The following is a 24,839-nucleotide window of genomic DNA, read 5'->3' on the forward strand; positions in this document are numbered from 1 at the left end:
GACGCGGGAGGGGCCGGCAGCGTGATCGCTGCCGGCCCCTCCTCCGTCCAAGTGACCCGTCACTCCCACTCGATGGTGCCCGGGGGCTTGCTGGTGATGTCGACGACGACCCGGTTGATGCCCTCGCACTCGTTGGTGATGCGGGTCGACATCTTCTCGAGCACCTCGTACGGGAGGCGCGCCCAGTCGGCCGTCATCGCGTCCTCGCTCGTGACCGGGCGGAGGACGATCGGGTAGCCATAGGTGCGTCCGTCGCCCTGGACGCCCACCGAGCGGACGTCGGCGAGCAGGACCACGGGGAACTGCCAGATCTCTCGTTCGAGATGGGCGGCTCGGAGCTCCTCACGGGCGATGAGATCGGCGCGCCGTAGGATCTCGAGGCGCTCCTCCGTCACCTCGCCGACGATGCGGATGCCCAGGCCGGGTCCCGGGAACGGGTGCCGGTGCACCATCTCCTCCGGGAGACCCAACTGTGCCCCCACCTGGCGGACCTCGTCCTTGAACATGGCGCGGAGCGGCTCGATGAGCGTGAACTGCAGGTCGTCGGGCAGGCCGCCCACGTTGTGGTGGCTCTTGATGTTCGAGGCCCCGTCGCCGCCGCCGGACTCGACCACGTCGGGGTACAGCGTCCCCTGCACGAGGAAGTCGATGCCCCGGTCGCTCTCGAGCTGCCGGGCCACCTCCTCGAACGTCCGGATGAACTCGCGGCCGATGATCTTGCGCTTCTGCTCGGGGTCGGTGACCCCGGCCAGCGCGCCGAGGAACCGCTCGCGCTCGTCGGCCACGACCAGGTCCACGCCGGTGGCCCGGACAAAGTCCTCCTTGACCTGCTCCGCCTCGCCGGCCCGGAGGAGCCCGTGGTCGACGAAGACGCACGTCAGCTGCGAGCCGATGGCGCGCTGCACGAGCGCGGCAGCGACCGCGGAGTCCACGCCGCCGGAGAGCGCGCAGAGCACCCGCCGGTCGCCCACCTGCTCCTGGATGGCGGTGATGGTCTCGGAGACCATGGTGTCCGGGGTCCAGGACGGGGTCAGGCCGGCGATCTTGAACAGGAAGTGCTCGAGCACCTGCTGGCCCCACTGGGAGTGCATCACCTCCGGGTGCCACTGGACGCCCGCGAGCTTGCGCTCACGGCTCTCGAACGCGGCGACGGGGGCGCCCGCGGTCCGGGCGAGGACCTGCAGTCCCTTGGGCGCCTTGGTGACGGAGTCGCCGTGGCTCATCCAGACGTTGATGGTGTTGGGGATCGCCTCGAGCAGGCAGCCGCTGTTCTGGATGGCCAACGCCGAGCGGCCGTACTCGCGCGTCCCGGTCCGTGCGACGGTGCCGCCGAGCGCCTGCGCCATGGCCTGGAACCCGTAGCAGATGCCGAAGACGGGGACGCCCGCCTCGAAGAGGCTCCGGTCCACCTGCGGCGCGCCGGGCTCGTACACGGACGAGGGGCCACCCGAGAGGATGATGGCCGAGGGCCGCTTCGCCAGAAGTTCCTCGACGGAGAGCTTGGAGCTCACGATCTCGGAGTAGACATGCGCCTCGCGCACCCGGCGGGCGATCAGCTGGGCGTACTGGGCCCCGTAATCGACGACGAGCACGCGTTCGTGGTGGACGATCATGCACGGAAGTCTAGTCCGCGCGCGCCCTCGCGTCGCATCGGCCGCAGCGCCGATGCAACAGGTGACCACGCCGCCTTCGGTGGCGCGCGTGAAAAATTCTCAGGGGGCGGGAATAGATTCGACGCCCCGGTCGTTGGTGCGTGCATGAGCATCTACCCTGACGTGACGGCCCTGATCGGCCGCTCGCCCCTTGTGAAGCTGAACCGCATCGCCGGCGACAACGCGACCGTCGCAGCGAAGCTGGAGTTCTACAATCCCGCCAACTCCGTGAAGGACCGCATCGGCGTGGCCATCATCGATGCCGCGGAGCAGTCCGGGCAGCTGAAGCCCGGCGGCGTCATCGTCGAAGGCACCTCCGGCAACACCGGCATCGCTCTCGCCATGGCCGGCGCCGCGCGCGGCTACAAGGTCGTGCTGTGCATGCCCGAGACCATGTCGATGGAGCGTCGCGCACTGCTGCGCGCGTACGGCGCCGAGCTGATCCTGACCCCCGGCCCCGAGGGCATGCGTGGTGCGGTCGGCAAGGCCGAGGAGATCGCCGCCGAGCGCGGCGGCGTGCTGGCCCGACAGTTCGCCAACCAGGCCAACCTGCACATCCACCGCACCACCACCGCGGAGGAGGTCTGGAACGACACCGACGGCAAGATCGACATCTTCGTCGCCGGAGTAGGCACCGGCGGCACCATCAGCGGTGTCGGCCAGGTGCTGAAGGAGCGCAAGCCCGACGTGCAGATCGTCGCCGTCGAGCCGGCCGACTCCCCGCTGCTCAGCGAGGGCAAGGCCGGCCCCCACAAGATCCAGGGGCTGGGCGCCAACTTCGTGCCGGAGATCCTCGACCGCAGCGTCATCGACGAGATCGTCACCCGCAAGCTCGACGAGTCGATCGAGTACGCCCGCAGGGCCGCATCGGAGGAGGGCATCCTCGCCGGCATCTCCGGCGGCGCGGCGCTCTCCGCCGCGGCCGAGATCGCCCAGCGCCCCGAGAACGCGGGCAAGACGATCGTCGTCATCGTCCCCGACTTCGGTGAGCGCTACCTGTCCACCGTTCTCTTCGAGGGCCTTGTCGGCTAGATTTCAGCCATGACGAACAAGGGATTGTTGCAGCGCGCCTGGGCCCGCATCCAGGAGGACCTGGATGCGGCCATGCGGGATGACCCGGCCGCTCGCAACAAGCTCGAGGTCGCGCTGATCTACTCGGGCGTCCACGCCGTGTGGGCGTACCGGGTGGCCAACAAGCTCTGGTACAAGTCGCCCGCGCTGCAGCCCGTGGCGCGGGCGATCTCCCAGTTCGCCCGCTTCCTGACCGGCATCGAGATCCACCCCGGCGCGACGATCGGCCGCCGCTTCTTCATCGACCACGGCATGGGGGTCGTCATCGGCGAGACTGCCGAGGTCGGCGACGACGTGCTCATGTACCACCAAGTGACCCTCGGCGGCCGGGCCCGTGGCCGCTTCAAGCGCCACCCCACCATCGGCAACCGGGTCCTCCTCGGCGCCGGCGCGAAGATCATCGGCGCCATCACGGTCGGCGACGACGCCAAGATCGGCGCCAATGCGCTCGTCGTGAAGGACGTCGCCCCGGGCGCAGTGATCGTGGGCATTCCCAGCAAGGTGCACGACGGGGACGTCATCGCCTAACTCTGGCCCCCGGCTCGTCGTTGAAAGGCCAAGGAGTACGCTGAGGCGCACCGGGCGCGTCAGGGTGACCCCGGTAGCTATCCGTGGAGTTCATCTATGACCGTGCCTGCCTGGGGGTTGATCCCCTTCGTCCTGATGCTGCTCAGCATCGCGATCTTCCCCCTCATCCCCGCCACCGCCCACCACTGGGAGCGTCCCCGCAACCAGCTGCTGGTGGCCCTGGTGCTGGGCCTGCCGGTCGCGCTGTGGATGATTCTCGCGGGTGAGTCGGTCTCGGTCTGGCACGCGCTCTTCGAGTACTTCCAGTTCATCTCCCTGCTGCTGGCCCTCTTCATCGTCGCCGGCGCGATCCACCTCCGCGGCGACATCGAGGCCACGCCCCGCAACAACGTCGTGTTCCTCGCCGTGGGCGGCGTCGTCGCCTCCTTCATCGGGACGACGGGTGCCGCCATGCTCCTGATCCGGCCCATCCTCAAGACCAACCGCGAGCGCAAGCACGTCGCCCACACCGTGATCTTCGCGATCTTCGTCGTGGCGAACTGCGGCGGCCTCCTCACACCGCTGGGCGACCCGCCGCTCTTCCTCGGCCTGCTGCGCGGCGTGCCGTTCACCTGGACGTTCGGGCTCTTCTTCGAGTGGCTGCTCGTCAACTCCCTCCTGCTGCTGACCTACTTCGCGCTGGACCGCAAGATGTACGCGTTGGAGGACCCCTCATCGATCGCCCTCGACAAGACGCAGCAGGAGCCCCTGCGCATCGCAGGAGCCGTCCACTTCATCTTCTTCGCCGTGATCATCCTCGCCGTCGCGTTGGCCCCGTCGATCGACCTCCACGCCATCGAGACCGGCCAGGCCACCGCCATGTCGTACGTGCCCCTCCGGGAGATCCTGATGCTCGGCGCGGCGGCACTGTCGCTCTGGCTGGGCAGCAACGAGGTGCGCTACGGCCTCAACGCGTTCAAGTGGGCGCCGATCCTCGAGGTGGCCGCCATCTTCATCGGCATCTTCCTCACCATGATTCCCGCGCTGAAGTACCTCGGCCAGATCGCGCCGAAGCTGCCGCTCAACGAGCTGACGTTCTTCTGGATCACCGGCGGGCTCTCCTCCGTGCTGGACAACGCCCCCACCTACGCGACCTTCTTCGAGATCGCGAGCCGGCTGCCCGGTGAGCCCCGCATCGGCTTCGATCCGGGCGTGCCCGAGTTCTACCTCGTCGCGATCAGCCTCGGTGCGGTGTTCTTCGGGGCCATGACGTACATCGGCAACGGCCCGAACTTCATGGTGAAGTCAGTGGCCGAGTCCACCGGCGTGAAGATGCCGTCGTTCGGCGGCTACATCCAGTGGTCGGTGTCCTACCTCCTGCCGATCCTCTTCGCGGTCAGCGGGATCTTCGTCGCGGACGGGCTCGGCTGGCAGATCGCGGGGTGGACCGCGGTGGCCCTCATCATCGTCAGGGCTGTGTTCAAGGGCCGCGTGACCGACCGGACCCCGGTCGGCGCCTGACGCTCACACGCGCAGGTCGCGCCGGCTGAAGGCCGGGAACGCCACCGCCATGGCGGCCACCCCCGCCCCCGCCAGCAGCGCGACGTGCGCCCAGTCCGCCCCGTCGGCGAGCGGCTGGGCCGCCGAGTAGTAGTAGAAGGGCGAGAACTTGGCGTAGCCCTCGGTGTCCTCGCTGAGCAGGAGCATCGAGTAGCCGAAGTGGCCGACGAGGCCCAGCCCGACCGCGGTCCAGACGACGGCCGCGCCGCTGCCGGTCGCCGCAGCCACGAGCAGGGAGACGCCCCCCACGAACAGCCCGAGGGCGAGCAGGTGCGCGGTGGCACCCATGATGTTGGCGGGGAGCAGGCCCAGGTCGGCGAGCTCGGAGCCCGCCCAGATGCCCGCGCCGGTGGCGACGGCGACGATGGTCGCGTAGGAGGTGAGCGCGACCGTCGCGGCCAGCACCGCACGCGACCTCGGGACCGGCGCGCTCAGGACCGTGCCGAGGCGCCCCTCCCGCTCCTCCGAGGCCAGCCCAGCGGCGGCCGCCGCCACCATCGTGATGACCGCCGCCGGCGCCATCATCCCCATCGTCTCGCCCCAGTAGAAGCCCGTGGGTGTCGACATGTCGTCGGCCCCGAAGAGGGCCATCATCTCCGGCGGGATGGATTCCATCATCGAGTCGAGCGCGGGAGCGAGCTGCTCGTAGATGGGGCCCATCGCAACTCCCATCAGCAGCCCCATCGTGCCGGTGACGACGAGAAGGAGCGCACGGTTGCGCGCGAACGCCAGCCCGAACAGCGTCATCGGTCGTCGTGCGTGGCCCCTCGGGGCGAGCAACCGGAGCGCGGCGAGCCGCTCCGAGAGTGAGACCGGCGGAGCGGTGCGGAGATCCCGGCGGGGGAACGCAACCACGCCGACGGTGAGGAGCACGGCCGCGATCCCGAGGTGCAGCGCCAAGTAACCCGCGTCGATCCCGTTCACCAGGATCTCCGGTTCCGTGTACCAGTGCCACGGGGAGAACCGTGCCAGGTCGGCGTACTCGGGCCAGAGGGGCAGCAGCCCCGCCGCGAACCAGCTCAGCACCAGCACCGCGGCGCCCGCTCCCGCGGCCATGGACTTGCTGCCGGTGACCGCACCGATCGCGAAGGCGAGGGCGCCGTAGAACAGGGCATTGGCCCCGAGGCCCACGCACACGGCACCGAGGTGCGCGTCACCGCGATCGACGCCGGTGACGACCGCCGACAGCACGGAGGCACCCCACAGCGCCAGCACGGTCGCGCCGATGACGACGACGAGGACGAGCGCCTTGGCCGACACTGCGGTCAGTCGCGACACGGGGTGGTCCAGCAGGAACGCCAGGGTACGTCGGCGCTCCTCGCCGGCGACGATGTCGGCACCGATCGAGACGGCGAGCGCCGCCACGGCGAGCGCGCCCATGACCGCGAGCATCTCGTTGTAGGCCAGCACGGCCGCCGAGGCGCCCAGTGGCACGCCCATCATCTGCCGGAGCGCCTCTGGCAGCTCGTCGTAGATGGTGAGGTCCATCGTCTGGTAGATCGCCAGCCCGAGCAGGAGCATCGGGAAGATCGACGCGACGATGATCGCCGCCGGGCGCCACCGCGCCGCCAGGCCGTGGCGCAGCACCAGGACGCCGCTCACCGCGAGTCCCTGTAGAAGGCGAGGAAGACCTCCTCGAGGTCGGCGTCGGAGGCGGAGAGGTCCAGGATCCGGTAGCGGGCGGTCACCGCCTCCAGGAGGGCGCCCAGTTCCCCGTCGAAGCTCAAGTGGACGCGGTGGTCGGCGACGACGACGTCCCTGGCCCCGGCCAGCGCCTCGAAGTCGACCGCGCGCGGCTGCGGGTCGAGGAGCAGGTCGACGCGTCGCACCGCGCGCAGGTCGTCGATGTCCTCCACCGCCACCATGTGCCCGTCGCGGATGATGCCGACGCGGTCCGCCACCCGCTGCACCTCCGAGAGCGTGTGGCTGGAGAGGAACACGGTCCGCCCTTCGGCGACGGTCTCCCTGACGAGTTGCTGGAACTGGTGCTGGACGAGGGGGTCCAGACCCGCGTTCGGCTCGTCCATGATCACCAGTTCCGGGCGGTGCATGAAGGCGAGGATGAGCCCGATCTTCTGCCGGTTGCCGGTCGACAGCTCGCCGGTGCGTTTGTCGAGATCGGCATCGAAGCGGTCCACCAACTCGCCCACGTAGCTCTGGTCGACCCCGCCGCGCAGGCCCCCGAAGAATCTCAGCGTGTCCCGGCCGGTCATCTTCGGGTAGAGCGCCAGGTCGCTGGGCAGGTAGCCGATCCGTCGGTGGATCTCCACGGCGTCCCGCCGGGAGTCGAGGCCGAGCAGCTCGGCCCGGCCGGCCGTCGGGCGGATCTCGTCGAGCAGTACCCGGATCGTGGTCGACTTCCCGGCGCCGTTCGGCCCGAGGAACCCGAACACCTCCCCCGCCCGGATCTCGAGGTCGATCCCCTTCACGGCCTCGAAGCGGCCGTAGCGCTTCACGAGACCGTGGGTGCGGATGGCTGGGGTGCTCATGGTTCCTCCCGCTCGTATGACACCAGACTAGGACCTGCACCTCGATCTCGGGCCTCCGGGAGGCTCCTGGGCCGGTAGATTGGGCGTCGTCGAAGGGAGTCCCGCCATGACCACCGTCCGCCCCATCGTGCACACCGACCACCCCGACCGTTACGAGCTGCTCCTGTCGGCGTTGGGCGGCGTCTCCGTCGTCCGGGAGCTCGGCTGGAACGTCCTGGAGTTCGCCAGTGGCCGGGTGGCACTGCAGGCCCCCACCGACGACATCGCCCCCGGCACCGTCGTGCTCACCCTGGAGATGGAGGACCTCGACGCCTGGGCCGAGCAGCGGGGCGTCGCCGAGGAGGACATGCCCGGGGGCAGGGCGGTGCCGCTCGGCACCGGAGACGGTGTGGTCGTGCGCGCGACCCTGCCCACCAGCGCGAACTCGGCCGCAGGAGGCAGGACGAGCCTGCTGCCCATCTGGATGACCGCCGACGTGGCCCGCGCGGCTGCGCTGCTGGAGTCCGCCGGGCTCGAGGTGACGGCTCGGACCGGGAACGGCCGCTGGGTGGAACTGCGCAGCGACGACGGCGGCGTCGCCGTCCACGAGACGCCGGAGGAGGCAGACGGGGGGATGCTGCTCTCCTTCCTCCACGCCGGCGACGTCGAGGCGCTCGTCCCGCTGCTGGAGGAGATCGGCGCCGACCCGCGGGTCGTGGACGGCCCGAACGGTCGGACCGTGCGGGTGGCGAACCCCGACGGTGGCGAGCGCCTGTGGATCCATGAGCGTCGCCCCGCCGAATAGGCTGGGGGCATGACCGAGACCTTCTACGACCGCGTCGGGGGACACGAGGCGTTCCGCAAGCTCGTACACGAGTTCTACCGCGGCGTCGCCGACGACCCGCCGCTGAAGGAGATGTACCCGGAGGAGGACCTGGGGCCGGCGGAGGAACGGCTGAGGCTCTTCCTCGAGCAGTACTGGGGCGGCCCGAAGACCTACGGGGAGACGCGCGGGCACCCGAGGCTCCGGATCCGCCACGCCCCGTTCGTGATCACCCCGGAGCAGCGCGACCGCTGGCTTCGGCACATGCTGGCCGCGGTGGACACCCTGGGGCTCCCCGAGGCCGAGGACGCCGAGCTGCGGGAGTATTTGGTGCGCGCCGCGCACTTCATGGTCAACGCGATGGAGGCCTGACCGGCCGGGGGCTCAGCCCTGCTCGTCGCGGATGTGCTCGTGGTGCCGGACGACCTCGCGCACGATGAACGTGATGAACTTCTCGGCGAACTCCGGGTCGAGTTGCGACTCCTCCGCGAGCGAGCGCAGCCGGGCGATCTGCTTGGCCTCGCGGTCGGGGTCGGCCGGGGGCATGCCGTGCTTGGCCTTGAGCTCCCCGACGCGCTGGGTCACCTTGAACCGCTCCGCCAGCAGGTGCACCAGCATCGAGTCCATGTTGTCGATGCTGGAACGCAGGCGGAGCAGTTCCTCGCGGGCCTCGTCGCCGGTCATCCGTGCAGGATCAGGTCGATGCGCTGGAAGCTCTTGACGTCGGTGTAGCCGGTCAGGGCCATGGCCTTGCGCAGCCCACCGGCCAGGTTCATCGTGCCGTCGGGCACCCGCGACGGGCCGACGACGACCTCCTCCAGCGTGCCGACCTGCTCGAAGAACGAGCGCTCGCCGCGGGGCAGCGTGGAGTGCCAGGCCTCGGAGCCCCAGTGCCAGCCCTTGCCGGGGGCCTCGGTGGCACGGGCGAGCGGGGAGCCGACCATGACCGCGTCGGCGCCGCAGGCGATGGCCTTGGCGATGTCGCCGGAACGCCCCACCGCGCCGTCGGCGATGATGTGGACGTAGCGGCCTCCGGACTCCTCGATGTAGTCGCGGCGGGCCTCGGCCACGTCGGCGACCGCGGACGCCATCGGCACCTCGATGCCCAGGACCGAGGCGGTCGTGTGCGACGCGCCGCCGCCGAACCCGACGAGGACCCCCGCGGCGCCGGAGCGCATCAGGTGGAGGGCCGCGCGGTACGTCGCCACTCCCCCGACGAGGACCGGCGTGTCGAAGCGGTAGATGAAGTCCTTCAGGTTCAGGACGTTCTCCCCGCCGACGTGCTCTGCGGAGACCGTCGTGCCGCGGATGACGAAGAAGTCGAGGCCTGCCTTCTCGATGATGCCGGCGAACTCCTGGGTGCGCGCGGGCGACAGGGAACCGGCGACGGGGACGCCCGCCTCACGCAGCTGCGCGAGTCGGGACTCGATCAGCTCCGCCTTGATCGGCTCGGAGTAGATCTCCTGCATGCGCCGCGTCGCGGTGACCTGGTCCATCTCCCCCGTGAGCCGCTCGTACTGCTCGGTGGGATCCTCGTAGCGGGTCCAGAGGCCCTCGAGGTTGAGCACGCCCAGACCACCGAGCTGGCCCATCCTGATCGCGGTCTCCGGGGACATCACCGAGTCCATGGGGGCACCGACGATCGGCACGTCGAACGTGACGGCGTCGATCTTCCAGGACAGGTCCACTTCGGAGTCGCTGCGGGTGCGCCGCGTGGGGGCGATGGCTACGTCGTCGAAGCTGTAGGCCTGCGTGGCGCGCTTGCTGCGGGCGAGATCATACATGGACACAGATCCTAGCGTCGGGAGTAGTTGGGCGACTCGGCGATGTGCTGCACGTCGTGCGGGTGCGACTCCTTGAGCCCCGCCGAGGTGATCCGCACGAACCTGCCGCGCTCGTCCAACTCGGGGAGGGTGCGGGCGCCGACGTAGAACATGCTCTGGTGCAGGCCCCCGACGAGCTGGTGCACGACGGAGGAGACCGGGCCGCGGTAGACGACCGTGCCCTCGATGCCCTCCGGGATCAGCTCGTCGTCGCTCGCGACGTCGGCCTGGAAGTAGCGGTCCTTGGAGTAGGACTTCTTGCCGCGCGAGCTCATCGCGCCGAGCGAGCCCATGCCGCGGTACTGCTTGTACTGCTTCCCGTTGATGAAGACCAACTCGCCCGGAGCCTCCTCGCAGCCGGCGAGCAGGGAGCCCACCATGACGCTGCTGGCGCCGGCGACGAGCGCCTTGGCGATGTCACCCGAGTACTGGAGCCCGCCGTCGGCGATCACCGGCACGCCCGCGGGACGGCACGCCAGCGACGCCTCGTAGATCGCGGTGACCTGCGGCACCCCAACACCCGCGACGACGCGCGTGGTGCAGATCGAGCCCGGGCCGACGCCCACCTTGACCGCGTCCACGCCGGCGTCGACGAGCGCCTGCGCACCCTGGCGGGTGGCGACGTTGCCGCCGATGACCTGGACCCTGTCGCCCACCTCGGCCTTGAGCCGGCGGACCATGTCGAGCAGCAGCCTCGCGTGGCCGTGCGCGGTGTCCACGACGAGCACGTCCACCCCGGCCTCGACGAGGGTCATGGCGCGCTCCCAGGAGTCGCCGAAGTAGCCCACTGCGGCGCCGACGAGCAGGCGGCCCTGTGCGTCCTTGGATGCGAGCGGGTACTGCTCCGACTTCACGAAGTCCTTCACGGTGATGAGGCCGGTGAGTCGGCCGTCGTCGTCGAGCAGCGGCAGGCGCTCACGCTTGTGCTGGCGGAGCAGCGTCGTCGCGTCCTCGCGGCTGATCGACTCGTGCGCGGTGATCAGCGGCGTCGCCGTCATCACGTCGCTGACCTTGGTGGTGGCCCACTCGGCCACGGGCGTGAAACGCAGGTCGCGGTTGGTGCAGATGCCGACGAGCGTGCCGTCGGCAGCGACGACGGGCAGGCCGGACACCCGGTAGCGGCCGCACACCTGGTCGAACTGCTCGAGCGTGGCGTCCGGACCGATGGTGACGGGGTTGGCGATGCGGCCCGTCTGCGTCCGCTTCACGAGGTCCACCTGGTAGGCCTGGTCCTCGATCGAGAGGTTGCGGTGCAGCACGCCCAGGCCGCCCTGGCGGGCCATCGCGATGGCCATCCTCGACTCGGTGACGGTGTCCATCGCCGCGCTCAGGATCGGGAGCTTGAGCTCCAGGCCCTTGGTGAACCGGCTGGTGGTGTCGACCTCCGACGGGATCACGTCGGTCTCGCCCGGCAGGAGGAGCACGTCGTCGTACGTCAGCCCCAAGGTGGCGAATTTCTGCGGTACGCCCGCGCCGGACAGTTCTTCGGTCACGCTTCACCTCTCGAAATGCAGGGCGCCGAGGCGCGCCCCGTCGGTCTACCGGGGCCAGTGTACTCCGCGGTTTCCCGATCACCGACCCGCCAGAGCGGCGGCGGGCACCGTGCGGCAACCCTGGGAAACACGATGCCCCGGGGCCGCGAGGGCACCCGGGGCTTCGTCGTTCAGACGGCTCAGTCGTCGTCGGACTCGCGCTTGTCCACCACCAGCGTCTCGGTGGTGAGCAGCAGCGACGCGATCGACGCGGCGTTGGCGAGCGCGGAACGCGTCACCTTGACCGGGTCGATGACGCCGGCGGCCACGAGGTCCTCGTAGACGTCGGTCTTCGCGTTGTAGCCGTTGCCGGGCTCCATCTCGGCCACCTTGGTGGTGACGACGTAGCCCTGCTGGCCGCCGTTCTCGGCGATCCAGCGCAGCGGCTCGGGGAGGCTCTTGGCGACGATGTCGACGCCGAGCTTCTCGTCGCCCGTGAGGTCCAGGCCTCCGTCGAGCACCTTGCCGGCATGGATGAGGGCCGAGCCGCCACCGGCGACGATGCCCTCCTCGATGGCCGCACGGGTGGCGGAGACCGCATCCTCGACGCGGTGCTTGATCTCCTTCAGCTCCACCTCCGTGGCGGCGCCGACCTTGATCACGCAGACACCGCCGGCGAGCTTCGCGACGCGCTCCTGCAGCTTCTCGCGGTCCCAGTCGGAGTCGGTCCGCTCGATCTCGGCACGCAGCTGCGCGACGCGACCGGAGACCTCCTCGTGGGAGCCCGCGCCGTCGACGATGGTGGTGTTGTCCTTGGTGACGACGACGCGACGGGCGCGCCCCAGCACCTCGAGACCCACCTGGTCGAGCTTCAGGCCGACCTCGGGGGCGACGACCTGGCCGCCGGTGAGGATCGCGATGTCCTCGAGCATGGCCTTGCGGCGGTCACCGAACGCCGGGGCCTTGACCGCGACGGAGGTGAAGGTGCCGCGGATCTTGTTGACCACGAGCGTCGACAGCGCTTCGCCGTCGACGTCCTCGGCCACGATGAACAGCGTGCCCTTGGCGGCGATGACCTTCTCCAGCAGCGGCAGGAGGTCGCTCATGGCGGAGATCTTGCCGGAGTGGATGAGGATGTACGGGTCCTCGAGGACGGCTTCCATGCGGTCGGCGTCGGTCACGAAGTACGGGGACAGGTAGCCCTTGTCGAACTGCATGCCCTCGGTGAACTCGAGCTCGGTGCCGAAGGTCTGGGACTCGTCGACGGTGATGACGCCGTCCTTGCCGACCTTGTCGAACGCCTCGGCGATCAGGGCGCCGATCTCCTCGTCGCGGGACGAGATGGTGGCGATGGAGGCCATCTCCTGGGTGGTGTCGACCTGGCGGGCGTTCTCGCGAAGGCGCTCGACGACGGCCTCCACGGCCTTGTCGATGCCGCGCTTGATGCCGACGGGATTGCCACCGGCGGCGACGGCGCGGAGGCCCTCGTGGACCATGGCCTGGGCCAGAACCGTGGCGGTTGTGGTGCCGTCACCGGCGACGTCGTTCGTCTTGGTGGCGACTTCCTTGGCCAGCTGTGCGCCGAGGTCCTCGTACGGGTCGTCGAGCTCGATCTCCTTGGCGACGGTGACGCCGTCGTTGGTGATCGTGGGGGCGCCCCACTTCTTGTCGAGGACGACGTAGCGGCCCTTGGGGCCGAGCGTCACCTTGACGGTGTTCGCGAGGATGTCGACGCCGCGCTCGAGCGAGCGGCGCGCCTCCTCGTTGAAGGAAAGGATCTTTGCCATGGAGCGGGTTCCTTACTTGGAGACGACGGCGAGGATGTCGCGCGCGTTCAGCAGCAGGTACTCCTTGCCGTCGTACTTCAGCTCGGTGCCGCCGTACTTGGAGAACACGACGATGTCGCCCTCCTTGACATCCATGGGGATGCGCTTCTCGCCGTCCTCGTCGAAACGACCGGGACCGGTCGCGACGACCTTGCCCTCCTGGGGCTTCTCCTTGGCGGTGTCGGGGATCACCAGACCCGAAGCGGTGGTCTGGACTGCTTCGAGGGGCTCAACGAGGACGCGGTCCTCAAGCGGCTTGATCGTGGTTGCCACGTCAAACACCTTCCTGTCTTTATCCTCCCGGCCGGACCGGGTTGTGAATTCTGGGTAGGTCGCCGGGCGTCGTCGCGGGTGCCGCCAGGCTTAGCACCCGGGGTCACCGAGTGCTAAGCCCACCGTATACCCCACTTAGCACTCAAATCAACCGAGTGCCAGACGGCGCGCGATGACCGCCCGCGTGCCCTCCGGGGTCCTCGCCAGGATGATCGTCGCCGCCCCCGGGCCCTTCGGCTTCAGGGCCCTCCGCAGCTCCGCCGGGTTGACGTCGACCGCCCGCTTCTTGATCTCCAGGCGCCCGAGCCGGTTGTCGCGGACGTAGGCCCTGAGCGCCTTGCGGTCGTGGTCGAGCACGTCGAGCACCTCGAAGTTGCTGACCCAGCCGGAGTCGATCGGGGTGTCGCTGGAGAGGTAGGCGACGTGCTCGTCGAGCAGCCAGGCGTCGCGCTCCCCCGCCGCCTCGGCGACGAGCCCGGCCCGGATCGCCGCCCCGTCGGGCTCGGCGAGGTAGCGGCCGAGCGGGCGCACGTCGAGCGCGCGACCGGCGGGCCGGAGCGTGTGCACTCCTTTGTCGATGCGGACGGCGAGCGGGCCCGGCTCGAGGCGGTTCCACAGCGAGGCCTCCACCACGTCGCCGCTGGCGGAGACCCACGCCCATTGGACGTCCCTGGGCAGCAGTTCCTTCGGCACACCGGGACCCAGTTTCACGGCCACGAAGCGTGCGGAGGAGAGGTACCCCAACACCAGCGACCAGGGCGGGGTGAAGTCCTCGACCTGCCAGCTGCGGCCACGGGCCGTGCGACGGGCCGGGTCCAGGAAGACCGCGTCCCCGGCGGGCACGTCGAGTTCCTCGGCGCGGCCGAGGCGGGCCGGGCCCGCCCCGACGAGGGCGAGGTTGTGCGTCGCCACCTCCACGGTCTCCGCATCCGCGTCCACGGCCAGGACCTCGAGGCCCGCCTCCGCGAACGCCATCGCGTCGGAGCCGATCCCGCAGCCGATGTCCCAGACGCGACGCACCCCCGCGTCCGCGAACCGCTCCGCCCTCCAGCGCGCGACCGTGGAGCGGGTGGCCTGCTCGGCGCCGGCGGGGGTGAACAGCATGTCTGCGGCGCGGTCGAGTCGGCCGGCCGTCCTCCGTCGCAACGCCACCTGCGTCAGCGCCCACGCGACGTCGTCGGCCGGGAAGGCGCGCCGGAGCCGCTCGCCGGCCGCCAGCGAATCGGGATCGGGCTCCCCCTCGGCCGCGCGCAGGGCGTCGAGGCGCGCGGTCACCAGGACACCTGCCACCCGGTGCTGTGCCCGCCGTCGTAGGGAAGCACCCCGTGGAACTGCGGCACCGAGGCGTCGAAGACGAGCGGCAGGAAGTGTCGGTCGCCGTCCCACATGGGGAGCTCCATCATCGTGGCGACGTCGTGCCAGTCGAGCGTGCCCTCGACGTTGGAGTCGACGACCTCACCCTCGTAGGCCGTGACCAGGAACACGAAACCGAACACGTCACGGCCGTTGAACCCGGGCCAGCTCACGGTCCCCCGCAGCTCGAGCTCGGTGGCCTCGATGCCCGCCTCCTCGCGGATCTCGCGACGCATGGCCTCGACGATGTTCTCCCCGCGCTCGACCTTGCCGCCCAGCCCGTTGTACTTGCCGAGCTGCTCGTCATGCTGCCGCGCGTTGCGGTGCACGAGCAGGACCTTCGTGCGCGTCGGGTCGACGATGTAGCCGAGGGTGGTGAGTTCGGGAGCAAACGCCATGAGGGAACACTAGTCGCCCACGAGCAGAGGGAGGGTTTGCACCGAGCTTGGTGCAAACCCTCCCAATCGTGCCGAGACCTACTGGTCGAGCTCCCGGGTGTCGAGCTCGACGACCTCGTCGCCCAAGGACTCGAGCAGGCGGTGCCGCTCCTCGCGGCGCTGGGCCTGCTCGATCGGGTCCGGGACGGGCGCCGCGGCCAGGAGACGGCGGGTGTACTCCTCCTTGGCGTCGAGGAGCACCTCCTCACGCGTGCCCTTCTCGACGATCTTGCCGTACTGCATGACGACGACGCGGTGCGCGAGCGAGTCGATGACCGCGAGGTCGTGGGAGATGAACAGACACGCGAAGCCGAACTCGGTCTGCAGGTCGGTGAACATCTCGAGGACGCTGGCCTGGACCGACACGTCGAGGGCCGACGTGGGCTCGTCGGCGACGAGCAGGTCCGGGTTCAGCGTCAACGCACGCGCGATCGACACCCGCTGGCGCTGGCCGCCGGAGAGTTCGTGCGGGTAGCGGTTGTAGGCCGACCGCGGCAGTCGGACGGCGTCGAGCAGCTCGTGGACGCGCGCCTTGCGCTCCGCGGCGTTGCCGATCTTGTGGACCACCATGGGCTCGGCGATCACGTCGCCGATCGGTAGGCGGGGGTTCAGCGACGCGGCGGGGTCCTGGAAGATGACACCGATGCGACGACGCAGCTTCTTGAGCTCCTGCCCGCGCAGCTTCGTGAGGTCCTGACCCAGCACCCGGACCTCGCCCGAGTGCGCCGGGATCAGGCCGAGCAGCGCGCGGCCGATCGTGGACTTGCCGGAGCCCGACTCCCCCACGAGGCCGACGATCTCGCCGCGACGCACGTCGAAGCTGACGTCGTCGACGGCGCGGAACGGCTTCTTGCCCTGGCGCTTGTACTCGATGACGAAGTTGCGCACCTCAAGGGCGAGCTCGTCGGTGGTGACCGGGTTGACCTTGGAGCCGAACTGGCCGTGCCCGTCGCCGAGGTGCGGGACGGCGTCGAGCAGCCGCTTGGTGTAGGGGTGCTGCGGGTGGAGCAGCACCTCCTCCGCAGTGCCGTGCTCGACGATCTCACCCTTGAACATGACGGCGACGCGGTCGGCCATGTCGGCGACGACGCCCATGTTGTGCGTGATGAGCAGGATGCCGGTGTTGAGCTTGTCCTTGAGCGACCGCAGTAGGTCGAGGATGTCGGCCTGCACGGTGACGTCGAGGGCGGTGGTCGGCTCGTCGGCGATGATCACCTCGGGGTCGCACGACAGCGCCATGGCGATCACGACGCGCTGCCGCATGCCGCCGGAGAGCTCGTGCGGGAACTGCTTCGCGCGGCGCTCGGCGTTGGGGATGCCGACGGCCTTGAGGAGGTCGACGGCGCGGCTCCACGCCTCGCGGCCGAACGCCACGCCGTGCACCTCCATCGCCTCCGTGAGCTGCTCGCCCACCCGGATGACGGGGTTGAGCGCGGTCATGGGCTCCTGGAACACCATTGCGACGTGGTTGCCGCGGATGGTCCGCAGCTGCTTGCCGTTCAGCTTGGTGATGCTGTGCTGCCCGACGACGGTCTCGCCGCCGATGGCCGCGTTCTTGGGCAGGAGCCCGAGCGCGGTGGTGGCAGTGACGGACTTGCCCGAACCGGACTCGCCCACGAGCGCGACGACCTCACCGGGCCGGACCTCGAGGTTGAGGCCCTTGACTGCGTGGACCCTGCCGAACTCGGTCTTGAACTTGACGTCCAGGTCCTTGAACTGGAGCACTGCTTCCTGAGTCATGAATGTTCCCCTCAGTCCAGCGTCTGCCGGGGGTCGAACGCGTCGCGCAGTCCGTCACCGATGAAGTTGACGCACAGCGCGATCGTGAGGATGAAGATGCCGGGCCACCAGAACAGCCACGGGCGGGTGGTGAGCGCGTTCTGGTACGTCTGGATCAGCAGACCCAGCGACGTGTCCGGCGGGCGCACGCCGAAGCCCAAGAAGGAGATGGCGGTCTCGGTGAGGATGGCGCTGGAGATGAGCAGCGTCGCATTCACGACGATGGTGCCGAGCGCGTTGGGCAGCACGTGGCGGCGGATGATCGTGCCCGACGGCGTGCCGATGGCGCGTGCAGCCGCGACGAACTCACGCTCGCGCAGTGAGAGCACCTCGCCACGCACGAGGCGGGCGAGACCGGTCCACGAGATGACGCCCAGCATGACCGCCAGGATCGGCACGTTCGAGCCGAAGGTGCGCCCGAACACGGCGGCGAGCACCAGCGCCGGGATGATGATGAACAGGTCGGTGGTGCGCATCAGGAGCGATTCGGTCAGGCCGCGGTAGTAACCCGCGACGGCGCCGATGGTCGTGCCGATGATCGTGGCGATGATGCCGACGGTGAAGGCGATGAAGAGCGACACCTGGGAGCCACGCATCACCAGGGCGAAGTAGTCCTTGCCGATGGTGTCCTGGCCGAACGGGTGCTCGCCGATCTGGAAGGGCCAGAGCTTGAGCGTCGGAGCCCCACCGTTCTGGACGGTCGAGGGCGTCATGAAGTCCTTGTCCCACCAGCCCGGGATCGGCCCGAACCCGATGGACGTGAAGGAGATCACGATGACGAACAGGAGGATGACGAGGCCGCCCATCGCCGCCTTGTGGCGGAAGAAGCGGCGCATGACGAGCTGGCCCTGGGAGTAGGACTTGTCGGTCGTCTGGTCGATGACGTCCTCGACGGAGTACTGGCTCTCCTCGTCGGTCACGGGCTGGCTCTGCGGGGTGTTGTTGTCAGTCATTTGTTCAGCCCTCCTAGCCGGTGATCCGCGGGTCGAGGATTGCGTAGGCCAGGTCGGCCACGAGGTTCATCAGGACCGCAGCGGAGCCGGTCACGAGGAAGAAGCCCATCACGGGCGCGGGGTCCACCTGTTCGAGCCCGACGCGGAACAGGTTGCCCATGCCCTGCCACCCGAAGACCGTCTCGGTGATGACCGCGCCGCCGATGAGGCCGGCGAAGTCGAAGGCGACGATGGTCGCGATGGGGATCAGGCCGTTGCGAAGCGCGTGACGGGTGATCACCTTGCGCTCGGCGATGCCCTTGGAACGGGCGGTGCGGATGTAGTCCTGGTTGAGGACGTCCAGCATCGAGGCGCGGGTGTAACGGGTGTAGGCGGCGATCGAGATCGCGGTGAGCGCCACCGTCGGCAGGATCAGGTGGGTCGCCGTGTCGATCATGTGGTTCCAGTACGTCGAGTAGAAGTTCGGCGTCACCGCGGCGATGGTCGGGATCGGGCGCGGCATGACCGCGAGGTAGCCCGACCAGTGGCTCAGCATGAGATCGGCGAAGGCCAGCGCGCTGGAGAACAGCGACGTGACGACGGCTGCGCCGGTCGCTTGGCGGCGGGAGAAACCGCCGAGCAGCTGGCCCGCGAGCACCGCGAGCACGACACCGGCGACGAGGCAGCCGAGGAGGAGCAGCGTCGCACCACGGAAGGTCTCGGGGTCGGTGCGCTCGGCCATCAGCGTGGGTCGCATCACGGCGTAGCCGACGATCGCGATGCCGGCGGTGGCGAAGACCGCGTTGCGCACGCGAGGGTTCTTGAACCCCGACGTGAGGACGATCACCAACACGGCCAGCCCGATGACGGCGAGGATGTAGATCGGCAGGCCGACGGCCGGGCGGCGCAGCCACTCGACGGCGTCCATGTAGAACAGCACCCCGCCGACGATGACGAAGATGACGCCGAAGGTCGCGAGACGCCGCTTCCAGTGGCCGCCCAGGGCGGCTTGGAGTATGAAGGCGATCACCGCCGCCGATATCAGGATCGTTCTCAGACTTATCTGGCCTGCCGGCAGCCAGTCGTTGAACTGGATGGCCGCGTAGTGCTTGAGGAGCACCGCGAACCAGAACACGGGGAGCGAGAAGAAGACGAAGGCCATGAGCGTCACGCCGTAGTCGAAGCCCGAGTACTGGCGGACGGCGCTCACGATGCCGAGGGTGATGCCGATGATGATGGCGGCCAGCGTCGCGACGATGACGAGTCGCAGGGTGGCGGAGGCGGCCTGCGTGACGAGCGCCGTGACGGACTGGCCGTCGCGGCTGGTCCCAAGGTCGCACTGTCCGATGACGCAGCGGGCGGCGCCGCCCAGCCACGTCAGGTAGCGCGTGTACCAGGGGAGGTCGAGGTTCATGTTGGCTATGCGCGCCTGGATGCGGTTCTCGCGGTTCGGGTCGTTGGACTCGCGGAGGTCCTCGAGCGGGTCACCGGAATTGATGACCAGCACGTACAGCACCAACGAGCCCAACAGGAGGATCAGGACGGACTGTCCCAATCGCTTTGCGATGTATTTAAACACTACGGTCCTTCATGGCTGCTTGACAGCGCGTCGTCGCGGCAACGGCAAACGCACATGGTGGAAGATACTACGGCAATCGGCCCGATTTCAGCCAAAGTGAAGGGGCAGGTGGCCTTGACCACCTGCCCCTTTGCTGTGGCTACTTGATCAGATCAGGAAGCCGCAACCCACTGGTATGCGTTCCACACGACGCCGGACTGCGTCGCGGTCGGGCGGACGTTCTGCAGGTTGGAGTCGTACGCCGTCACACCGGGGTGAGCGTAGAGCGGAAGACCGAAGAGGTCGTTCCACAGCTCGGTCTCGATGATCTTGGTCTGCTCCAGCTGCTCCGCCTCGTCGAGGGTCGAGGACAGTGCCTTCCAGGCAGCGTCGACCTTCTCGTTGGCGTAGCCCTGGTTGTTCTGCTGACCGTTGGACGCGTAGATGTTCTGGCCGGAGGTGATCTGGCCGGAGCCGGCCCACGCGTACAGGGCGATGTCGAAGTCGCCGTTCACCAGCGCGTTGGCGAAGAAGTCCTCGGCGTTGATGTCCTCGATCTGGAAGCCGACCTGGTCACAGGAGGCCTTGATCTGGGCGACGGTCTCCGTGCGGCGCTGGTTGCCCGAGCGGTATCCGATGCGGATGGTGACCGGGGTGGCGACGCCGGACTGCTCGACGAGCTCACGGGCCTTGTCCAGGTCCACCTCGTCGTAGCGGCCGTCGTAGGCAGCGCTGACGACTTCCTCGTAGTTGTCCTGGAAGGGGAAGACCTCGCGGGCGTTCATGACGACGGCCTCGGGGTCGATCGGCTTGATCAGGTTGTCAACGATCGTCTGGCGCGGCACGCAGTAGGCGAACGCCTCACGGAGCGCCTTGCCACCCTTTGCGTCGGAGAAGGGGCTGGACTCGAGGAAGTTGTAGTCCAGGTGCTCCCACGTGAGCTCCGAGCCCTGCTCGACCGTGATGGCCGGCGCGAGCGCCTGGAGCTGGGCGACGGTGTCGACCGTGGCCTGGGGCTCGATGACCTGGACGTCACCGTTCTGGAGTGCCTGGGCCTGACCGGCGTCCTCGAGGAATCGGAAGACGATCTCCTTCGTTGCCGGCGGCTCGCCCCAGTAGGACTCGTTCTGGGTCAGCGTGAGCGCGGTGCCGGCCTGCCAGCCGCCTTCCTTCAGGACGTACGGGCCCGAGGAGGGGACGGTGCCCATGTCGGAGGGCAGTTCGCCCGGCTCGTAGATCCAGCCGGTGTTCCAGAATTCCGCGACCTGCTTGACGGTCTCGGCGTCCTTGTCGAGGATGGCCTGCGCCAGCTCCTCGGGGGTCAGGCCGGACTGCTCGGCGGCGACGTGGGCCGGGAGCGCGGTCGTGACGTTGATCTTGAAGTCGGGGTCCGGGTTCGCGTACTCGAGCGTGAACGTCTTGGAGCCGACCTCGCCCTGCGGGCCGTCCGGCACCTTCTCGGCGAGCGAGAGGGAGACGTGGTCGAAGACCGGGGTGGCCTCGGGGTTCTCGCCGCTGGCGAGGCCGGGGACCAGGAACTCGGGGTTCTGGGCGGCCCAGTCGAGCAGGTAGTCGTTGATGGTCACGGGGGTGCCATCGGACCAAACGGCGTCGTCACTGATCGTGTACTCGACGACCATCGGGTCCTCCGAGGTGACCTCGTAGGTGCCGAAGGTGGTGTTGTCACAGATGGTGCCGTCGACGCCGAAGTACGTGAAGCCGGTGAACATCATGCCGGCGATCGCGTTGTTGTACGTCGAGTAGGTGGCGTTGGTGGTGGCGTTGTAGCCGTTCCAGTTGCCGGGGCCGGCCGTGTAGCGGACCTCGCCCTCCTGGGACTCGGTGATGCCGAGGGGCTGCTCACAGGGGTCGTCCGTGGCGCCTTCGCCACCGGTCTCGCCTTCGCTCGGGCTCTCGCTGCCACCGGCAGTCGGGGATGCAGTCGCGGTCTCGCTGGCCTGCGTCCCGTCGTCACCTGGATCAGTGTCCGAGGTGCACGCGCCGAGGAACAGCGCGCCGGTCAGCAGAAGCGCCAGGGATGCGGTTCCCTTCAACTTCATGGATTCTCCTTGTCGTCAACGACATACTTCGGGCGTTCGCCCAAGTTGCGGGAACAATATCGACATCGGGCTGCGTTGCGACAGGGTCAGCGCGGATTTGGACAGCAATTGTTACGGGAATGAGACCCGGTTCAGGTTCGACCAGAATGCCGTTGCTGCCTGAAAGGAGAAACAGATTTAGTTTTCAAGGAATAGCGCTTGCATTCACACCACGATCGTGGAGACTGGCAGCCCCGAGTGCGCGGAGAACCCGAGCCCGCTGGGGGCGACCCCTGCGCGGACCACCTCGGCGCCCACGGCGGCGATCATGGCCCCGTTGTCCGTGCACAACGCGGGCCGCGGTCGGCGCACCTCGAAGCCCGCCGCGGCCGCCCGCTCCTCGAGCAGGGTGCGCAGCCGCGAGTTGGCCGCCACTCCTCCGCCGATCAGGATGGAGTCCACCCCATGGTGCTGGGCCGCGTCGATCGTCTTCGCGGTGAGGACGTCCGCAACGGCCTCCTGGAAGCTCGCGGCGACGTCGGCGACGGGGACGTCCCTGCCGTCGAGCCTGCGCTGCTCCACCCATCGCGCCACCGCGGTCTTGAGGCCGGAGAAGGAGAAGTCGAAGCGATGCTTCTCCAGGTCGTGCCGCGCCGTGAGCCCGCGGGGGAAGCGGATGGCGCTGGGGTCACCCTCGGCGGCGGCCCGGTCGATCACGGGTCCGCCCGGATAGGCGAGGCCGAGCAGGCGGGCGACCTTGTCGTAGGCCTCACCCGCCGCATCGTCGATGGTGGAGCCGATCTCGGTGATCTTCGTGGCGACGTCCTCGACGTGCAGCAGCGACGTGTGGCCGCCGGAGACGAGGAGGGCGAGCGCGGGCTGCGGCAGGGGGCCGTGGTCCAGCAGGTCCACCGCCACGTGTCCGACGAGGTGGTTCACCCCGTACAGGGGCTTGCCGAGGTAGGCCGACATCGCCTTGGCCGCGGCGATCCCGACGACCAGCGCCCCCATCAGGCCGGGGCCGGCCGTCACTGCGATCGCGTCGACGTCGGCGAGGTCCACGTCGGCCTTGGCAGCGGCCCGCTCGAACGTCGGGATGAGCGCCGACAGGTGCGCGCGGCTGGCGACCTCCGGGACGACGCCGCCGAAGCGCACGTGCAGGTCCACCGAGCTCGCCACCTCGTTGGCGAGCAGCGTGTGGCCACGGACGAGGCCGACGCCGGTCTCGTCGCAGGACGATTCGATGCCCAGCACCAGGGGCTCGCTCATGCGGTCTCCTCCTTCGGGTACGGCCGTTCCAGGACGAGCGCGTCGATCCCGGATCCGTAGTAGTCGCGGCGGCGGTCGATGACGTGGAAGCCGTGCTTCCGGTAGAGGGCGAGCGCCGGTTCGTTGTCGTCCCGCACCTCGAGCAGCACGCGTCGCTGGGCGAGCGCGAGCGCCTCCCGCAGCAGCGCGTCGGCGATGCCGCGACGCTGTGCGCCGACGGCCACCTGGATGCGCAGCAGGTCCGCGAAGTCGTGGAGGACCGCCAGCAGGACCACGCCCAGCAGCGACGAGCCCTCCCGCGCAGCGAGCACGATGCGCGAGTGCGCCGCCAGCTCGTCCGCCCAGGACGCCTCCTTCCACCGCTGCCCGGCCGGGAAGACCTCCTCAAGGGCGAGGATGGCCGCCAGGTCGTCGGGCCCGGCCGGCGTGATCCTCATCGCCGCACCTTGAGTCGCGGCAGCGCGGACTTGGGGGCCCCGGGGACCGTGGCGTCGGCCGCGCGCAGGTAGTACGGCTCCGCGGGCGCGTCGGCGAGGCGCGCGTGGTGCACGGCCATGAACTCGGGGTCGAGGCGCCGCTCCCCCGCGAACCGCAGCACCGGGCGGTAATCGTCGGGGAAGGCGCCGTAGACCGGCCCATCCGGCAGCTTGGCCGGGTCGGAGACCTGCGGCTCGCCCAGGCGCGTCCCGTCGGCGGCGTAGCGGGCCCAGTAGAGCTCCTTGCGGCGGGCGTCGGAGGCGACGACGAACTCCTCCCCCATGCCGTCGTCGGCCAGCGCCAGCGCCACGACATCGAGCGAGCACACACGACGCAGTGGTTTGCCACCGACGTACGCCAGCGTGGCGGCCGTGGCGACGCCCACCCTCAAACCGGTGAACGGCCCGGGCCCCATGCCCACGACGAACTCGTCCACGTCGGCGACGGTGAGCCCGAGGTCGCCGCACACCGACTGCACGCCGGGCATCAGCTGCTCGACGTGGGCGCGCTGGTCCTCGACGACGAACGCCCCCGCCGGCACACCGTCGCGGGCGATTCCCACGGCGACGTGGTGCGAGGTGTCGATGGCAAGGGTGATCATGCGTCCTCCCGGAACTGCTCGAGGGTGTCCCGCCAACGCTCGCCCACCCCGAAGAGGTACACGGTGCGCTCCTCGTCGGCCGGGTCGTCGCTGCGCTGGATGTCGATGTCGAGCCGGTCCGGGGACAGCCACTCGGCCAGGCCCCGGCCCCATTCGATGAGGGTCACGGCTCGCGGCTGGGTCTCCTGGAGATCGATGTCGCCGAGCTCGCCGGCGGAGCCGAGCCGGTAGGCGTCGACGTGGACCAGGTCCGGCCCGTCACCGGCGTTGCGGTGGATGCGCGCGAGGACGAAGGTGGGCGAGATGATCGGGCCCTGCACGCCGAGGCCCTCGCCGATGCCCTGCGTGAGGGTGGTCTTGCCGGCGCCGAGCTCCCCGGTGGCGACGATGACGTCGCCCGCCCGCAGGATTCCGGCGAGGCGGCGCCCGAGTGCGCGCATGCTCGCCGCGTCGGGCACGCGGACGGGGACGGGGAGCGAACGGCCCATCACCCAGCCGGTGGGCAGCGGACGGAGCTTGACGAAGCCGGCGCGCTCCCACCAGGCGATGGTCTGCGGGAACTCGCTGCGAGCGACGATCTCTACGCGGCGCGCGCCGAGGTCGGCGGCGGCGATGAGGGTGGTGGCGATCATGTCGAAGCCGACCCCCGCCCCTCCCGCCTCGGGCAGCACGCTCACGCGGCGGAGGGTGGCCGTGCCGTCCTCGACCTCCATGAGCAGCCCGGCGATGGCTCGGCCGTCGCGTTCGACGATGACGCCGTAGCCGCGCTCGATGGCGGCCTCCACGTCGTGGACCTGGTCCGCCAGCGCCTCGGCGGGCGGATCGACGGGTGGGCGCGCGGAGAAGGCCGCGCGGATGACGCGGAGGAGCTCCGGGGCGTCGGCGGGCTCGGCGAGGCGGACTGCATTGCTCATGGCAA

The 24,839-nt window shown here is 69.4% G+C and carries 23 protein-coding genes; 5 read left to right on the forward strand and 18 right to left on the reverse strand.

Annotated features, from left to right (window positions below):
* Nucleotides 1–59: 59 nt before the first annotated feature.
* A complete protein-coding gene (guaA, locus tag BLR46_RS06625) occupies nt 60–1,613 on the reverse strand; it encodes a glutamine-hydrolyzing GMP synthase (protein ID WP_093250187.1) in 1,554 nt (517 codons plus the stop codon).
* 144 nt (nt 1,614–1,757) lie between these two features.
* On the opposite strand from guaA, the gene cysK reads away from it, so the two are divergent.
* The 3 genes from cysK (at nt 1,758) to BLR46_RS06640 (ending at nt 4,751) form a co-directional block, all read left to right on the forward strand.
* Complete coding sequence (cysK, locus tag BLR46_RS06630) at nt 1,758–2,684, forward strand: cysteine synthase A (RefSeq protein ID WP_093250189.1); 927 nt, start codon at nt 1,758–1,760, stop codon at nt 2,682–2,684.
* A gap of 9 nt (nt 2,685–2,693) precedes the next feature.
* A complete protein-coding gene (gene epsC / locus BLR46_RS06635; protein ID WP_093250191.1) occupies nt 2,694–3,251 on the forward strand; it encodes a serine O-acetyltransferase EpsC in 558 nt (185 codons plus the stop codon).
* Between the two features lie 96 nt (nt 3,252–3,347).
* Nucleotides 3,348–4,751 (forward strand): sodium:proton antiporter, encoded by a 1,404-nt coding sequence (locus tag BLR46_RS06640; RefSeq protein ID WP_093250194.1) that lies wholly within the window; start codon nt 3,348–3,350, stop codon nt 4,749–4,751.
* A gap of 3 nt (nt 4,752–4,754) precedes the next feature.
* On the opposite strand, the gene BLR46_RS06645 is transcribed toward BLR46_RS06640, so the two are convergent.
* Together BLR46_RS06645 and BLR46_RS06650 are read right to left on the reverse strand one after the other, a co-directional pair.
* A complete protein-coding gene (locus BLR46_RS06645; RefSeq protein ID WP_093250197.1) occupies nt 4,755–6,392 on the reverse strand; it encodes an ABC transporter permease subunit in 1,638 nt (545 codons plus the stop codon).
* Entirely contained in the window at nt 6,389–7,279 is an 891-nt protein-coding gene (locus BLR46_RS06650; protein WP_093250199.1) for an ABC transporter ATP-binding protein, read from the reverse strand. Before BLR46_RS06650 ends, BLR46_RS06645 begins: the two co-directional genes overlap by 4 nt.
* 106 nt (nt 7,280–7,385) lie before the next feature.
* On the opposite strand from BLR46_RS06650, the gene BLR46_RS06655 reads away from it, so the two are divergent.
* Nucleotides 7,386–8,063: a VOC family protein gene (locus tag BLR46_RS06655; RefSeq protein WP_093250202.1), complete on the forward strand. Its 678-nt coding sequence runs from the start codon at nt 7,386–7,388 to the stop codon at nt 8,061–8,063.
* A gap of 9 nt (nt 8,064–8,072) precedes the next feature.
* The gene (locus BLR46_RS06660; protein ID WP_093250205.1) at nt 8,073–8,453 is read left to right on the forward strand and encodes a globin; all 381 of its coding nucleotides are present in this window, start codon (nt 8,073–8,075) and stop codon (nt 8,451–8,453) included.
* Nucleotides 8,454–8,465: 12 nt separating this feature from the next.
* Here the strand turns inward: BLR46_RS06660 and BLR46_RS06665 are convergent, their stop codons facing one another.
* The 15 genes from BLR46_RS06665 to tsaE all read right to left on the reverse strand — a co-directional run bounded on the left by BLR46_RS06665 (nt 8,466) and on the right by tsaE (nt 24,834).
* Nucleotides 8,466–8,765: a chorismate mutase gene (locus BLR46_RS06665; RefSeq protein WP_093250207.1), complete on the reverse strand. Its 300-nt coding sequence runs from the start codon at nt 8,763–8,765 to the stop codon at nt 8,466–8,468.
* Nucleotides 8,762–9,865, reverse strand: coding sequence for a GuaB3 family IMP dehydrogenase-related protein (locus tag BLR46_RS06670; RefSeq protein WP_093250210.1), 1,104 nt, complete (start codon nt 9,863–9,865; stop codon nt 8,762–8,764). The genes BLR46_RS06665 and BLR46_RS06670 overlap by 4 nt, the downstream gene beginning before the upstream one ends.
* A gap of 11 nt (nt 9,866–9,876) precedes the next feature.
* A complete protein-coding gene (gene guaB, locus BLR46_RS06675) occupies nt 9,877–11,397 on the reverse strand; it encodes an IMP dehydrogenase (RefSeq protein ID WP_245701563.1) in 1,521 nt (506 codons plus the stop codon).
* A 179-nt stretch (nt 11,398–11,576) separates the two neighbouring features.
* Complete coding sequence (groL, locus tag BLR46_RS06680; protein ID WP_093250213.1) at nt 11,577–13,163, reverse strand: chaperonin GroEL; 1,587 nt, start codon at nt 13,161–13,163, stop codon at nt 11,577–11,579.
* Between the two features lie 12 nt (nt 13,164–13,175).
* On the reverse strand, nt 13,176–13,475 hold the full coding sequence (groES, locus tag BLR46_RS06685) for a co-chaperone GroES (protein ID WP_093250216.1): 300 nt from the start codon (nt 13,473–13,475) through the stop codon (nt 13,176–13,178).
* A 147-nt stretch (nt 13,476–13,622) separates the two neighbouring features.
* A complete protein-coding gene (locus BLR46_RS06690) occupies nt 13,623–14,750 on the reverse strand; it encodes a class I SAM-dependent methyltransferase (protein WP_093250218.1) in 1,128 nt (375 codons plus the stop codon).
* A complete protein-coding gene (locus tag BLR46_RS06695; protein WP_093250219.1) occupies nt 14,747–15,226 on the reverse strand; it encodes an NUDIX hydrolase in 480 nt (159 codons plus the stop codon). The genes BLR46_RS06690 and BLR46_RS06695 overlap by 4 nt, the downstream gene beginning before the upstream one ends.
* A gap of 78 nt (nt 15,227–15,304) precedes the next feature.
* Nucleotides 15,305–17,005 carry an ABC transporter ATP-binding protein gene (locus BLR46_RS06700; protein WP_093250220.1) on the reverse strand — a complete coding sequence of 567 codons (1,701 nt, stop codon included), beginning with the start codon at nt 17,003–17,005 and terminating at the stop codon, nt 15,305–15,307.
* An 11-nt stretch (nt 17,006–17,016) separates the two neighbouring features.
* On the reverse strand, nt 17,017–17,997 hold the full coding sequence (locus BLR46_RS06705) for an ABC transporter permease (protein WP_093250221.1): 981 nt from the start codon (nt 17,995–17,997) through the stop codon (nt 17,017–17,019).
* 13 nt (nt 17,998–18,010) lie between these two features.
* Nucleotides 18,011–19,531: an ABC transporter permease gene (locus BLR46_RS06710; protein WP_245701565.1), complete on the reverse strand. Its 1,521-nt coding sequence runs from the start codon at nt 19,529–19,531 to the stop codon at nt 18,011–18,013.
* A 176-nt stretch (nt 19,532–19,707) separates the two neighbouring features.
* A complete protein-coding gene (locus BLR46_RS06715; protein ID WP_093250226.1) occupies nt 19,708–21,594 on the reverse strand; it encodes an ABC transporter substrate-binding protein in 1,887 nt (628 codons plus the stop codon).
* A gap of 204 nt (nt 21,595–21,798) precedes the next feature.
* Nucleotides 21,799–22,842 (reverse strand): tRNA (adenosine(37)-N6)-threonylcarbamoyltransferase complex transferase subunit TsaD, encoded by a 1,044-nt coding sequence (gene tsaD / locus BLR46_RS06720; protein WP_093250228.1) that lies wholly within the window; start codon nt 22,840–22,842, stop codon nt 21,799–21,801.
* Nucleotides 22,839–23,279: a GNAT family N-acetyltransferase gene (locus BLR46_RS06725; protein ID WP_093250231.1), complete on the reverse strand. Its 441-nt coding sequence runs from the start codon at nt 23,277–23,279 to the stop codon at nt 22,839–22,841. Before BLR46_RS06725 ends, tsaD begins: the two co-directional genes overlap by 4 nt.
* Nucleotides 23,276–23,920 (reverse strand): tRNA (adenosine(37)-N6)-threonylcarbamoyltransferase complex dimerization subunit type 1 TsaB, encoded by a 645-nt coding sequence (tsaB, locus tag BLR46_RS06730; RefSeq protein WP_093250234.1) that lies wholly within the window; start codon nt 23,918–23,920, stop codon nt 23,276–23,278. Before tsaB ends, BLR46_RS06725 begins: the two co-directional genes overlap by 4 nt.
* A complete protein-coding gene (tsaE, locus tag BLR46_RS06735; RefSeq protein ID WP_093250236.1) occupies nt 23,917–24,834 on the reverse strand; it encodes a tRNA (adenosine(37)-N6)-threonylcarbamoyltransferase complex ATPase subunit type 1 TsaE in 918 nt (305 codons plus the stop codon). Before tsaE ends, tsaB begins: the two co-directional genes overlap by 4 nt.
* Between the last annotated feature and the right edge of the window lie 5 nt (nt 24,835–24,839).

Source organism: Tessaracoccus oleiagri (assembly GCF_900103275.1).
GTDB lineage: Bacteria > Actinomycetota > Actinomycetes > Propionibacteriales > Propionibacteriaceae > Arachnia > Arachnia oleiagri.

Bases quoted from the DNA above. Each gene is read 5' to 3' on its own strand.
- BLR46_RS06670 (WP_093250210.1), bottom strand. From the start codon at position 9,865: ATGTATGATCTCGCCCGCAGCAAGCGCGCCACGCAGGCCTACAGCTTC.
- BLR46_RS06705 (WP_093250221.1), bottom strand. From the start codon at position 17,997: ATGACTGACAACAACACCCCGCAGAGCCAGCCCGTGACCGACGAGGAG.
- cysK (WP_093250189.1), top strand. From the start codon at position 1,758: ATGAGCATCTACCCTGACGTGACGGCCCTGATCGGCCGCTCGCCCCTT.
- groL (WP_093250213.1), bottom strand. From the start codon at position 13,163: ATGGCAAAGATCCTTTCCTTCAACGAGGAGGCGCGCCGCTCGCTCGAG.
- BLR46_RS06650 (WP_093250199.1), bottom strand. From the start codon at position 7,279: ATGAGCACCCCAGCCATCCGCACCCACGGTCTCGTGAAGCGCTACGGC.
- guaA (WP_093250187.1), bottom strand. From the start codon at position 1,613: ATGATCGTCCACCACGAACGCGTGCTCGTCGTCGATTACGGGGCCCAG.
- BLR46_RS06695 (WP_093250219.1), bottom strand. From the start codon at position 15,226: ATGGCGTTTGCTCCCGAACTCACCACCCTCGGCTACATCGTCGACCCG.
- BLR46_RS06655 (WP_093250202.1), top strand. From the start codon at position 7,386: ATGACCACCGTCCGCCCCATCGTGCACACCGACCACCCCGACCGTTAC.
- BLR46_RS06665 (WP_093250207.1), bottom strand. From the start codon at position 8,765: ATGACCGGCGACGAGGCCCGCGAGGAACTGCTCCGCCTGCGTTCCAGC.
- BLR46_RS06700 (WP_093250220.1), bottom strand. From the start codon at position 17,005: ATGACTCAGGAAGCAGTGCTCCAGTTCAAGGACCTGGACGTCAAGTTC.
- BLR46_RS06640 (WP_093250194.1), top strand. From the start codon at position 3,348: ATGACCGTGCCTGCCTGGGGGTTGATCCCCTTCGTCCTGATGCTGCTC.
- tsaB (WP_093250234.1), bottom strand. From the start codon at position 23,920: ATGATCACCCTTGCCATCGACACCTCGCACCACGTCGCCGTGGGAATC.
- BLR46_RS06715 (WP_093250226.1), bottom strand. From the start codon at position 21,594: ATGAAGTTGAAGGGAACCGCATCCCTGGCGCTTCTGCTGACCGGCGCG.
- BLR46_RS06660 (WP_093250205.1), top strand. From the start codon at position 8,073: ATGACCGAGACCTTCTACGACCGCGTCGGGGGACACGAGGCGTTCCGC.
- BLR46_RS06725 (WP_093250231.1), bottom strand. From the start codon at position 23,279: ATGAGGATCACGCCGGCCGGGCCCGACGACCTGGCGGCCATCCTCGCC.
- tsaE (WP_093250236.1), bottom strand. From the start codon at position 24,834: ATGAGCAATGCAGTCCGCCTCGCCGAGCCCGCCGACGCCCCGGAGCTC.
- tsaD (WP_093250228.1), bottom strand. From the start codon at position 22,842: ATGAGCGAGCCCCTGGTGCTGGGCATCGAATCGTCCTGCGACGAGACC.
- epsC (WP_093250191.1), top strand. From the start codon at position 2,694: ATGACGAACAAGGGATTGTTGCAGCGCGCCTGGGCCCGCATCCAGGAG.